This is a genomic window from Streptomyces sp. NPDC029466 (genome assembly GCF_055574515.1).
In genome coordinates, this window is record NZ_JBVHZH010000009.1 from 1 (window position 1) to 12,330 (window position 12,330).

A 12,330-nucleotide genomic window follows, 5' to 3' on the forward strand; every position below is an offset into this window, starting at 1 on the left:
CCCCCCCCCCACCCCCCCCCCCCCCCCCCCCCCCCCCCCCCCCCCCCCCCCCCCCCCCCCCCCCCCCCCCCCCCCCCCCCCCCCCCCCCCCCCCCGCGCCTGGTGCTGCGGCTCCCGTACGGGACTTTGGGGACGGGTGGTGCGGGTGACGCGTGGTACGAGTGCTGCGCTGGGTGGTGCGAGAGGTCGTACGGCTTTCTACGGCGTCAGCGGGCGCCTACCCGGGCCATCCGGCCGTGGCCGTGCCGCGACTGGACCGGCGCGCCGGCCGGGTCCGCCGTGGCCCGTGCCGCCGGCTGCCGGACCGGCCCCGCGGCGGCCGCCTGCTGCCGCCGGGGCTGTGCCGCGACACCGTTCTGCACATCCATGACGGCGTGTGCGACCAGCCCGCCCATCGGGTCGTGCCGGATCAGATCCCGGAGACGGGAGCGCGATGACCGCCCTTCGTTCCCTGGATACAGATGCTTGCCGAGGCCGACCGCATGGGCCAGCGCGGCGAGCGCCGCGGTCCGCGGGTCCGGGGGTACGCCGGTGCGGATCGCATTGTCCAGCCGGGCCCTGATTTCCCGGCTGATGGCCGTCTCCGTCGCTTGGTAGCGCGTCGTCGGCAGCACCCCGCACATCTGTCCCGCCACGGCATGCACCATGCCGCACCGTTCGAGATGCGTGAGGTAGGTCTGGCGCAGCCCCAGTCGGGGCCCGCCGATCCAGTGGACCGCGCGCACCGGACTGCCGCGTCGGCGCAGCAGTTCGAGCGCGGAGTCCAGAGTTGGATCTCCTGTCGGCCGTGCCATCACCACGGCGATACGATCCCCGTCTGGGGCTATCCGTCCTGCCAGAGCCAGCTCTACTAGCTGTGCCCCGGCCAGGCCGAGGTCGAGCGACTGCGGCTGCGCTGTGGTGCCCGTTGTCGGGTCCAAAGCGAGCAGCAGAAGCTCCTCCGGAATTGTTCTGCGGCTCCTGCCCATCCATGCCTCCCCGCGTGGATGAATGACAGGGTGACCCCTCTCACATTCATCTGTCGAGAGTGCGTGGGGGGTTCGGTATGGAACCGGTAGGTATGTCGTTCTCGTCTTGCACGTCGGCGACATCTTTCTGAGGGGTGCGGCACCTACCGGTACGCGTGGCGGCGAGATGAGGCCACGTGGACACAGGACACTTGGGAACACTGGGCCAGGCAGCAGTGGGACGTATGAAGGAGACATCGGTGGCGGGCGAGTCCCCCGACAAGTCGGACAAGAAGCAGTCGTCGGGGAAGACGGCGCGGAACGAACGTGATCCGCGGCTGTCGGCCTTCCGCGGGAAGCCGGACGAATCGGCGAAGGAATCGGATGCCGGGAAGCATCCGAAGCCTGAGGACGACGGGGCGGAGGCCGCGGCGGAGGAGAAGCCGGAACCGGTTGCCGCGGCGAAGTCCGCCTCGGCGGGGAAGTCTGCCTCGGCGGGGAAGTCTGCCTCGGCGAGTGGGGTGGAGGCTTCGGCGGGGCCGGCGGACGGGAGCGAGCCGGTGGCCGTGACGGAGGCGGAGTCCGGGGCCGAGGCCGAGTCGGCGTCCGAGGGCGCGTCTGAGGGCGCGTCTGAGAGCGCGCCTGCGGAGCCTCAGGGGGGCGAGGAGGGCGGTACGGGCCCCGGGGGCGGCGACGACCGTCTGCGCGCCGCTGTGGCCGCCTGGGTCGCGGGCACGGGCGATGAAGACGGTGAGGGCGGCGAGGACGCCGAGGGTGCCGAGGCGGGTGCGGCCGGCGCTGCTGCGGCGTCGGCGTCCGACGTGAAGGCTGAGGCGGAGACCGAGTCGGCCGCTGGGTCGGGTGAGGCTTCGGGGGCTGGTGCTGGTGCCGCCGCAAAGCCGGAAGCGAAGTCTGGTGCGAAGGCCGATGCAAAGGCCGATGAGAAGCCTGATGCGAAGCCGGGCGCGAAGTCTGGTGTGCAGCCGTCGATGAAGTCGGAGGCGAAGGCGGAGAAGGGCGCGGACGAGGGTGCTGAGGCCGGGGCGACGGCCAAGGCCGGGGCCGGGGCCGGGGTGAAGGCTGCCGCGTCCGGGGTGGAGGGCGACGGCGACGTCGATTCCCGAGCTGACGCCGACGTCGACGGCGACGCCGAGACGGATGCCGACGCCGATGCCGGTCGTGGTGGCTCCAAGACCGGTGCGAAGTCGCAGTCCGAGGCGAAGGCCCAGCCCAAGGGCAAGGGTGACCCCCGGCCCGAGGGCGACCCTGAGGGCAAGTCCGAGGCCGAGAGCAAGGGCGACTCCGGGGGCAAGCCTGAGGGGCAGGCCAAGTCCGGCTCCGAGGGCAAGCCTGCCTCGTCCTCCAAGGCCAAGGTTGTCGATCAGCCGACCGCCGTCTTCAAGACCGTCGGGCCGCAGAAGGGCAAGCCCGGTGGGGCGGCCGGTGCGGCGAGTGACGGTAACGGGGACGGCACGGGCGGCGAAGCGGCCGAGGCCGAGGAGTCGGCGGTCGATGAGGCGACGCGTGTCTTTGCGTTTGCGAAGTCGAAGAAGGGTGCCGAGGCGGAGGCCGTCGATCAGGCGACCACCGCGTTCAAGATCACCCCGCCCGCCAAGGACGGCGACGCGGCCAAGAGCAGGGCCAAGGACAAGCCCGAGAGCAAGGGCAAGGCCGACGCCAAGGCCGACGCCAAGGCCGACGCCAAGGCCGACGCCAAGACCGACGCCCAGGACAAGAACTCCAAGGACGAGAACGAGGGCAAGAACGAGGGCAAGGCGGCGAAGGTCGCCGAGCGGGACTCGGAGCGGACCAGCCAGTTCGTGGCGCTGAAGTCGGCGGACGACGGCACGGCGGGCAAGTCGCTGGGCAAGACGGCGCCGAAGACGCCCGCCCGTACGCCCGACAAGGCCGCCGACAAGGCCGCGGACAAGCCCGGGGACAAGGCCGCCGGCAAGCCCGCGGACAAGACGGCCGACAAGACGGCCGACAAGCCCGAGGGCAAGGTCGCGGACAAGCCCGCAGGCAAGTCCGGTGCCAAGCCGGCCGGCAAGGCCACCGGCGCGCTGCCGGCCGCCGAGCCCGCCGGCTCCGCCAAGCCGGCCGCGCCGTCCAAGCCCGCGGACCGGCCGGGCGCCATGCCGCCCGCCACCACGGGTGCCACGGCCGCCCCGTCCGAGCTGCCCGAGGCCGAGCGCACCAAGCAGCAGCCGCTGCCGCCGCTCGACCTCCTGGCGCAGCTCACCAACACCCCGCCGCCGCCCGAGACTCCGCTGCGTACGGTCGTCCGCCGGTTCAAGATCTGGACCCCGCTGGCGGTGCTGCTGCTGATCATCTTCGTGGTCGCCCAGGCGGTGCGCCCGCTGCCCGAACCGACGCTCACCGTCGGCGACGCCAAGTCCTCGTTCACCTTCGAGGGCGGCAAGCTCGCCGTGCCGTGGCCCGCGCAGGGGCAGGCGGCGGTCAAGGTGGTGGGCTCCGGGGACGTGGGGACATTCGGCCCGCAGAAGCCGGTGCCGACCGCGAGCGTGGCCAAGATCATGACGGCCTATGTCGTCCTCCAGGACCACCCGCTCAAGAAGGACAAGCCGGGCCCGCAGATCGATGTCGACGCCAAGGCTGTGGCCGAGGGCGGCTCCACGAGTGAGTCCCGGATCGAGGGGCTCAAGGCGGGGCAGAAGTTCAGCCAGCAGGACATGCTGAAGATGCTGATGATCCCGTCCGGCAACAACATCGCCCGGCTGCTGGCCCGTTGGGACACCAAGTCCGACAACGAGGCAGCGTTCGTCAAGAAGATGAACGCCGCCGCCAAGGACCTGGGCATGAAGAACACCACCTACACCGACCCCAGCGGCCTGGACCCCAAGACCGTCAGCACCGCCGTCGACCAGCTCAAGCTGGCCGAGGCCGTGATGAAGTTCGACGCCTTCCGGCCGATCGTCGCCATGACCAACGCCGACATCCCGGGCCTGCCGGAGCGGATCAACAGCAACATCGACAACCTGCTGCTGGCCGGCCTGAGCATCAAGGGCATCAAGACCGGCTCCAGCTCGGCGGCCGGCGGCACGCTGTCCTGGGCGGCCTACAAGACCGTGGACGGCAAGGACCAGCTGATACTGGGCACGATGATGGACCAGCACTTCAAGGGCCTGGACCCCAACGGCTCCAACAGCCTCACCCTGGTCAAGGACAACAGCCAGAAGGTCATCGAGGCCGTACGCAACGCGCTGACCTCGGCCCCGGCGGTGAAGAAGGGCCAGGTCGTCGGCTATGTCGACGACGGCCTGAACGGCCGCACGCCGGTCGTCGCCACCAAGGACCTGAAGGCGGTGGGAGTCCCGGGCCAGCAGCTGAAGTTGAGTGTCGGTGACGGGGGCAAGACCGTCCCGCACACCGCGAAGGCCGGTACCGAGGTCGGTGTGCTGACCGTCGGCAACGGCGAGAGCATGCAGAAGGTGCCGGTCGCCCTGCAGAAGGACCTCGTCGAGCCGTCCTTCGGCGCGAAGCTGATCCGCATCACCTGAGCGGGCCGGGGCCGGGGGCCGGGGACGCTGGTTGGCTGAGGGGGAGCGCCCCCGGGCCACCGGCCGTCCTCGGCCTTTTGGCCTTTCGTCCTTTCGGCCTTTCGGTCTTCCGGCCTTTCAGCCTTTCGGCGTTCGGTCGATCCTCCGTCCGTCTCGTCGTTCGGCCCCTCGCCCGCCCCTCGTTTGTCTCATCGATTGACTCATCTCGTCGGAACCCGTTCGTCTGACCCCGTTCGTCTGAACCCCTTGGTTTGACCCCGTTCGTCTGACCGTTCGTCTGTCCGTCCGTTCGTCTGTCCGTCCGTTCCGTACGTGACCGGAGTCCGTCATCGACGTAGCGCAAGCGCAGAAGACGTATGTGTCCGCCGTCGCCGCCCGCGGTACCCGGGTGGCGCAGGGCGCGGTGGTGCTGATGCCCGCGGGGCTGATGCTGTTTCTGGGGGCATGGGGGATCCGCCGCCAGGACGCCATATGGCGGGACGAGGCGGTCACCTACGACATGGCGCACCGCGGCCTGGCCGACCTGTGGCACACGCTCCAGCACGTCGACGTCGTGCATGGCCTGTACTACGCGCTGATGCACCTCTGGTTCGCCGGCTACGACGCCACCCTCCGCGGCACGTTCGGCGACGCGGTCGGGTTGCGGCTGCCGTCCGTAGTGGCGATGACGGTCGCTTCGGCCGGCGTCGCGCTGCTGGGGCAGCGCCTCGTCGGCCGGCGGGCGGGGCTGCTGGCGGGCTTCACGTTCGCGCTGATCCCGGTCGTCCAGCAGTACGCGCAGGAGGGCCGCTCGTACGCGATGGTCTGCGCGCTGGTCGTCTGGGCCACGTATGTGCTGCTGCTGGCCGCGACCCGGCCGCGCAAAGGGCTGTGGGTCGGCTATACGGCGCTGATGCTGGCCGCCTGTCTGCTGCACGAGTTCGCGGTGCTGGCGCTGCCCGCGCAGGGCGCCGCGGTGGTCCTGGCGCGGCTGCCCCGCCGCGTACTGCGCGCCTGGCTGCTCGCCTCGGCCGCCGTCCTTGCCGGTCTGGCGCCGCTCGCGGTGTTCAGCACCCGGCAGTCGGCCCAGATCAGCTGGCTCATGTGGCCGGACCCCCTCCAACTGCTGACCTTCGCCGTGCTCGCCGTCCTCGGCATCGCCTGTGCCCGCGTCCGGATCCGCTCCCGTGGCCCCATCGGGCTGCGGGCCCTCGGCGTCCCGCTGCTGCTTCTGCCCACCCTCCTCCTGCTGCTGCTCTCCCATGTCGAGCCGGCGTACGTGGACCGCTATGTCCTGTACTACGTCGTCGGGTTCGCGCTGCTCGCGGGCGCCGCGCTGGCGCGGCTGCTGCGGCCGGCCGGTGAGCGGGGCCAGACCCGTGGCCGGCGACTGCGCCGGGCGACGGCGGTGGCGCTGCTGCCGGCGGCGCTGCTGCCGGTCAACGTCCATCTGCGCAGCCCGGACAGCCGGGTCGACGATGTCACCGCGGTCGCGCACGCCGTACGCGCGATGGCCGAGCCCGGCGACGGGCTGCTGTTCATGCCGGCCCGGCGGCGGATCTGGCGGGCGACCCTGCCGCACGAGTTCCGCGGGCTGCACGATCTCGCGCTGGCCAAGAGCCCGTTGGCCTCGCACACCCTCTACGGCACCGAGCGCGCCGGCGATGCGATCCGCGACCGGATGCTGGCCGCCCGCCGGATCGTTGTCGCCGGGGACCCGGACGGTCAGCCGGCCGACGACAGCGACCAGGAAATCGCCAAGCGGTCCACGCTGCGCGCCGCCTTCGAGATCTGCGGCAGCAGGGAGGTCCGGGGCGCCCGGGTCACGGTGTACGGGCGGCCGGGGGTATGTGGTGGGGGAGGCGGTCGGTAGGCGGGGGGCTCGGCGAGGGGGAGGTGGGCCGGGGGCTTGGCGGTGCTTTCCGGGGCGGCGTAGCTGTGGTCGGCGTACGGAGGGGGCGGCCCGGGGCCGGGCCGTGGTGCTGGTCCCGGCCGGGCGTCCTCTGGGGCCGTTCCCTGCCCGGTCATTCCCTGCCCGGTCATTCCCGGCCGGCCGTTCGCCGCGGCCACTCCCCGCTCGATCACTCCCCGCTGGTCATTCCTGTCGCCCGCTCCTTGCCTGGCCGCTCCCCGTCCGCTCATTCCCGCTCCTCATTCCCGCCCCTCACTCCCCGTCCTCCGATGACTCCTCCCGAGCCGGCCGGAAGCTGCGGACCAGCTCGATGCGCCCGACGATGTGCCGGTTGAACTCCGCCAGCTCCTCGGCGGGGACCCACAGTTCGAGGATCGTCTCGCCGCCCGCCTGCCGCACCGGATAGCGCGCGGCGAAGTCCGCCTCGACCTCGAAGCGGGTGACATGGCCGACGCCGGAGGCCGGCACATTCCAGTCGCGGGCGATCCGTATCGCGTAGTCCTCGTTGAGCACGGGATAGAAGATCGGCTGGTCGGGCAGGCGCGGCGGCCAGGCGCGCCAGCCGGAGGCCGCGACCAGGGCGAGCTCCTCGGGGCCGGTGGGGCGCCAGAGGGTGAGGGTGGCGGGCACGGTCTCGCTCCGGCGCGACGACGTCTCGATCATGCTCGTACGGTAGGGCGCCGGGGCGGGCGGGCGCGCGGTGATTTCGGGGCGTGGGGCCGCCGGGCGGCGGCGGGGAGCCGATGGGAGGAGGGGCGCGGGCCGGGCGGCAGTGAGGGAGCCGAAGGCGCGGGCCCGGCGGCGAGGGAGGAGCCGCGGCCACGGCCGGGCGGTGCGCGCGGCTGGGGGCGGACAGGCGGTGGCGGACGGGCGGTGGCGCACGGTGGTTGTACGCCGGAGTGGTCATGACTGCGTCGTCCGCCGCGAGTCTTCGCCCCCTACCGAAGGGACTCCGGCCTACGGTGCCCACATGAGCACCTCCCCGGAGTACGCCACCTTCCACTTCCACGCGCTGCACCACGCTGATCAGCCGCTGCTGCTGCCCAACGCCTGGGACGTCATCTCGGCCGTCGCACTCGCCGGGGCCGGATACGCGGCAGTCGGCACCACGAGCCTGGGCGTCGCCGCGGCCCACGGCTACCCGGACGGGCGCGGGCTCGCCGAGGTCCGGGACGCCACGGTGGCACTCGCGCTGCGGCTCAACGGTCGGCTGGCCTGCCCCTACACGGTCGATGTGGAGGGTGGATTCGGCGGCGACGCAGGCCAAGTGGGGGACCTGGCCGCAGAGTTGGCGGAGGCGGGGGCGGCCGGGCTGAACCTGGAGGACGGGCTGCCCGGCGGCGAGGGGCTGAAGGATCCGGTGCAGCAGGCCGAATTGATCAGCGCGGTGAAGGAACGGGCCCCGGGCCTCTTCCTCAACGCCCGGATCGACACCCACTGGCTGGCGGACAGCCCGCCGCCCCTCTCGGTCACGCTCTCGCGCGCCGAGACCTATCTGGCCGCGGGCGCGGACGGCGTCTTCGTGCCGGGCGTCGTCGCCGACGAGGACATCTCGACCCTGGTCGCCGAGGTCCCGGCCCCGCTGAACATCCTCTTCGCTCCCGGCCGGCACACCGTCAGCCGTCTGGCGGAGCTCGGCGTACGCCGCATCAGCACCGGCTCCCTGCTCTTCCGGACCGCCCTCCAGGCCACTCTCACGGCGGCGGACGCCATCCGCACGGGCGGGCAGCCGGCGGAAGCGGCCGGGACGGCCGGCGAGGTCCTGGGCTACGCGGAGGTGCAGCGGCTGGTGGGGGAGGAGGAATAGGTTCAGGCCTGCCGGCCGCGGCTTCCGTGGCGTCGACGGTGGACGGTGAGGGCCGTGGCGGCCACGCCCAGCACACTCGCGCCACCGATCAGGCCGCCCTTGGGCAGGTGGCCGGCCTTCTCCGCGAGTCCGACCAGCCCGTCGTCGGGCAGCATGATCGAGGTCCGGCTCTCCGAGGAGACGCTGGGCTCGGCGGCGGAGGCGGCGCCCGTGGGGAGCAGCAGCACGGCCAGCGCACCGGTGGCGACGGTGGCGGTACGGATCACGGAGCGGCGCTGGGCCCGCATGGGTACTCCTCGTCGTGGGCGGCTCGGGCCGCCGTAGGGATGCGATAAAGAACGCGATGAGAGTCAGCACGCTACGGAGCGTCCTTAACGGCGATCCATCCGTTGTGTAACAGTCACCGAGATCTCTGGGATCGGTCGTGTGAAGGAACGCCCGCGCAGGCCGGGCCAAATCCATTCAATTCCCCCCTTGGTCGTGCCCATTCGACGCGCTCACCCCACCCCAGCCGCTCTTACCCCAGACTGCTACCGCACCTCCCGACCGCTACGTCACCCCCCGACTGCTACGGCACCCGCCGGCTCACCAATCGATGTCATCCGGCGGTTCCGGCAGCTCCTCGTCCTCCGGCTCCGGTGCGGCGTGCTGCGCCTCGCCCGCCGCAGCCGCCACCTTCGCGGCACCGGCGTCCGCGCCCACCTCCGCGCCCTCCGGAGCCTCCCGCCCGGCCAGCACATCCAGGATCGGCTGGCCGTACTTCGCGAGCTTGTTCTCGCCGACACCGCTGACCGTGCCCAGCTCGGCCATCGTCGTCGGCCCGAGCGTGGCGATTTCCCGCAGCGTCGCATCGTGGAAGATCACATACGCGGGCACGCCCTGCTCCTTGGCCGTACGGCCCCGCCAGCCACGCAGCGCCTCGAAGACCGGCAGCGCCGCTTCCGGCAGGTCCGCCGGCACCGCGCGCTTGCCCTTCGCCTTCGTCCGCGCTGCCCGCGCCGCCTTCTCCGGCTCCCGCCGCATCGGCACCTCGCGACGGCCGCCCAGCACCTCGCCGCTGGCTTCCGTGAGCACCAGCGTGCCGTAATCACCCTCGACGGCGAGCAGCCCCTGCGCCAGCAACTGCCGTACGACGCCCCGCCATTCGGCCTCCCGGAGGTCGGCGCCCACGCCGAAGACGCTCAGCCCGTCGTGATCGAACTGGATGACCTTGGCGGTCTTCTTCCCCATCAGAATGTCGATGATCTGGCCCGCGCCGAACTTCTGCCCGCGCTCACGCTGGAGCCGTACGACCGTGGACAGCAGCTTCTGCGCGGGCACCGTGCCGTCCCAGGTCTGCGGCGGGGCCAGGCACGTATCGCAGTTGCCGCACGCGCTGCTCTCCTGCCCGAAGTAGGCCAGCAGCCGCACCCGCCGGCACTGCACCGTCTCGCACAGCGCCAGCATCGCGTCGAGATGGGCCGACAGCCGGCGCCGGTGCGCCTCGTCGCCCTCCGACCCGTCGATCATCTTCCGCTGCTGCACCACATCCTGGAGCCCGTACGCCAGCCAGGCCGTCGACGGCTGCCCGTCCCGCCCGGCGCGCCCGGTCTCCTGGTAGTAGCCCTCCACGGACTTCGGCAGATCCAGATGGGCCACGAACCGGACATCCGGCTTGTCGATGCCCATTCCGAACGCGATCGTGGCGACCACGATCAGCCCGTCCTCGCGCAGAAACCGGCCCTGGTGCTCGGCCCGCGTCCGCGGATCGAGCCCCGCGTGATACGGCACCGCCGCGATGCCGTTGTCCACCAGGAACTGCGCGGTCTTCTCCACCGACGCCCGCGACAGGCAGTAGACGATCCCGGCGTCTCCGGCGTGCTCGTTCCGCAGCAGCTCCAGGAGCTGCTTCTTCGGTTCGCTCTTCGACGCGATCCGGTACTGGATGTTCGGCCGGTCGAAGCTCGCCACGAAATGCCGGGCGTCCGCCATCCGCAGCCGTGAGGTGATCTCGGTATGCGTGGCCTCGGTCGCGGTGGCGGTCAGCGCGATCCGCGGCACGTCGGGCCACCGCTCGTGCAGCATCGACAGCGCCAGATAGTCCGGCCGGAAGTCATGGCCCCACTGGGCGACACAGTGCGCCTCGTCGATCGCGAAGAGGGAGATCTTCCCGCGGTCGAGCAGATTCAGCGTCTGCTCGACCCGCAGCCGCTCGGGCGCCAGATACAGCAGATCCAGCTCTCCGGCCAGGAACTCCGCCTCGACGAGCCGACGCTCCTCCAGATCCTGCGTCGAATTCAGGAACCCGGCCCGCACACCGAGCGCCCGCAAGGCGTCGACCTGGTCCTGCATCAACGCGATCAGCGGCGAGATCACCACCCCCACACCGCTTCTGACCAGCGAGGGAATCTGATAACAGAGCGACTTTCCACCACCGGTCGGCATCAGGACGACCGCGTCCCCGCCCCCTATGACGTGCTCGATGATCTCCTGCTGGCTGCCGCGGAACGCGTCATACCCGAACACCCGGCGCAGCACCTGCACCGCCTCGCCTGCGTCCGAAGCGCCTTCCACATCCATGTCCACGACCACTTCCACGTCCGCCAGAGCCATTCCGAAAGCCTACGAGCTCCGCGGGGGTCCCCGTCGACCCTGTGGATAACTCACACCGTCCGGCGCCGTCAGCCGGCCCCGCGGCGCCGATGCCAGTACGCCACCGTCACCCACCCCAGAAGCGGGCCCCAGGCCAGCAGCGGCAGATAGGAGACGGTCATCACCCAGGCCGCCACGCCCTTCGGGGCGCCGGGGGCGGACATCTCCTCGCCCCAGCCGAACGACGACACCACCGTGATCACGGTGACCGCGGCCGCACCCAGTGACGCGGGGACGACGGCGGCCGGGACGGGAATGCGCCGCCCGCCCAGGACGGGCACCCAGCGCGGCACCCGCTCGCCCCATGGCCGGACCAGTCCGAGGGTGAGCAGCCCCAGCCCCTCGGCAACCAGGCTCAGCCCGATCAAATACAGCGACGTCCACCCGGGGAAGTTGCTCGGGTGCAGCGGATGACTCACATCGAACCCGGACGGCACCCCGAAGGCTATGGCGCACCGCCACAGCCCCGACGGCAGCAGCGTCAGCGGCGCGGCATGCGCCGCCCACCGCACCGCACGGGGGACGAGCGGGCGCACCGCGGGCGTCGTCATCGGGCGCCGGCCCCCTCGGCCTGCTTCCCCCACCCCGCCGGCAGCGGCGGCAGCTCCGCATGCCTGATCTTGAAGCCGCCCTTCGTCACCGCGGCGAAGGGAGCCGGTGCCATACAGGTGCCGACATGCGGGAAGACGGCCTTGCCATCGACGACGTCGACGTTCGACACGGCCCAGGAGAAGCCGAACCGTCCCTTGCCGGGCCCACCGCTCGTGACGCTGAAGCCCAGCCGCTCCCCGATCTCGCCGGGGTCCTCGGACTTGGTCACTCTGGCGCTGAGCGTCGCGGTGCCGCCCCCGGTGACCAGGCAGTCCACCGCGGCCTCCGCACGCCGGCCCGGCCCCTTCCCGGGCGACCGGTGGGAGATCGTGACAGTGCCCCGTGCGTCGGTGGGCATCCCCTGAGGCAGCCCGCCGACCGGCCGGCTGAACGGCGCAGCCTCCGCATCGACGGAGAAACGGATGTCGTCGTGCGGCGAGTAGGCGTAGAAGACGCGCGCCTGACCACTCACCCGGGCGAGCCCGGTCGGCGCCTTCGAGACGGCTGCCGCACCCGAGGGAGCAGCGGACGCGGCGGGCGTGCTCCCCGTCAGCCCGAAGAGCACGGCCACCGCGGCACCGGCTCCCACTACGGCCCTACGGCGGCGAGAAGTGGCGAGCCCCGTACTGGCGAGGCGCGACGAACGAACGGAAGAAGTAATGCCGGGCACGATGAACTCCCTCAATACGCGGCGGCCTTGACGGCCACCGCCCTGTCGATGACGCCTCCCATCTGACGCCGTGGCCGCGGCCCCCGGCCATCTGCCGATCAGCGGATTCCGGGCGCCGAAGCGGGCGTCCTCTCTGCCGTTCGGCGGAGGGAGTGCCCGGACGGCCGCTCGTAGGATCGACGGCGTGGGGCGATGCACGCGCTGAGGGCCAGGGCGGTGCATGGTCATTCAGCGATACGGGGGCTGTGCCCGCCCGTGGCGGGCGATACATG

The 12,330-nt window shown here is 71.8% G+C and carries 9 protein-coding genes; 3 read left to right on the forward strand and 6 right to left on the reverse strand.

The genetic code is table 11. The features are described from left to right. Window positions 1–206: 206 nt before the first annotated feature. Window positions 207–968 carry a GOLPH3/VPS74 family protein gene (locus ACZ4XD_RS10010; RefSeq protein ID WP_042156119.1) on the reverse strand — a complete coding sequence of 254 codons (762 nt, stop codon included), beginning with the start codon at window positions 966–968 and terminating at the stop codon, window positions 207–209. Between the two features lie 224 nt (window positions 969–1,192). On the opposite strand from ACZ4XD_RS10010, the gene ACZ4XD_RS10015 reads away from it, so the two are divergent. Both ACZ4XD_RS10015 and ACZ4XD_RS10020 read left to right on the forward strand, forming a co-directional pair. Next, window positions 1,193–4,468 carry a D-alanyl-D-alanine carboxypeptidase family protein gene (locus tag ACZ4XD_RS10015; RefSeq protein ID WP_468040111.1) on the forward strand — a complete coding sequence of 1,092 codons (3,276 nt, stop codon included), beginning with the start codon at window positions 1,193–1,195 and terminating at the stop codon, window positions 4,466–4,468. Between the two features lie 412 nt (window positions 4,469–4,880). After that, complete coding sequence (locus ACZ4XD_RS10020) at window positions 4,881–6,320, forward strand: glycosyltransferase family 39 protein (protein ID WP_468040421.1); 1,440 nt, start codon at window positions 4,881–4,883, stop codon at window positions 6,318–6,320. A gap of 291 nt (window positions 6,321–6,611) precedes the next feature. Here ACZ4XD_RS10020 and ACZ4XD_RS10025 read toward each other — a convergent pair whose 3' ends face one another. Continuing rightward, complete coding sequence (locus ACZ4XD_RS10025) at window positions 6,612–7,022, reverse strand: ADP-ribosylation/crystallin J1 (protein WP_468040113.1); 411 nt, start codon at window positions 7,020–7,022, stop codon at window positions 6,612–6,614. Between the two features lie 307 nt (window positions 7,023–7,329). Between ACZ4XD_RS10025 and ACZ4XD_RS10030 the strand changes: the two genes are divergently transcribed. Next, complete coding sequence (locus ACZ4XD_RS10030; protein WP_468040115.1) at window positions 7,330–8,166, forward strand: isocitrate lyase/PEP mutase family protein; 837 nt, start codon at window positions 7,330–7,332, stop codon at window positions 8,164–8,166. A 2-nt stretch (window positions 8,167–8,168) separates the two neighbouring features. Here the strand turns inward: ACZ4XD_RS10030 and ACZ4XD_RS10035 are convergent, their stop codons facing one another. The 4 genes from ACZ4XD_RS10035 to ACZ4XD_RS10050 form a co-directional block, all read right to left on the reverse strand. Beyond that, entirely contained in the window at window positions 8,169–8,453 is a 285-nt protein-coding gene (locus tag ACZ4XD_RS10035; protein WP_468040118.1) for a hypothetical protein, read from the reverse strand. Window positions 8,454–8,751: 298 nt separating this feature from the next. After that, entirely contained in the window at window positions 8,752–10,758 is a 2,007-nt protein-coding gene (gene recQ, locus ACZ4XD_RS10040) for a DNA helicase RecQ (RefSeq protein WP_468040121.1), read from the reverse strand. Between the two features lie 68 nt (window positions 10,759–10,826). After that, a complete protein-coding gene (locus ACZ4XD_RS10045) occupies window positions 10,827–11,348 on the reverse strand; it encodes a hypothetical protein (protein ID WP_468040123.1) in 522 nt (173 codons plus the stop codon). Then, window positions 11,345–11,959, reverse strand: coding sequence for a hypothetical protein (locus tag ACZ4XD_RS10050; protein ID WP_468040125.1), 615 nt, complete (start codon window positions 11,957–11,959; stop codon window positions 11,345–11,347). The genes ACZ4XD_RS10045 and ACZ4XD_RS10050 overlap by 4 nt, the downstream gene beginning before the upstream one ends. Window positions 11,960–12,330 lie beyond the last annotated feature (371 nt).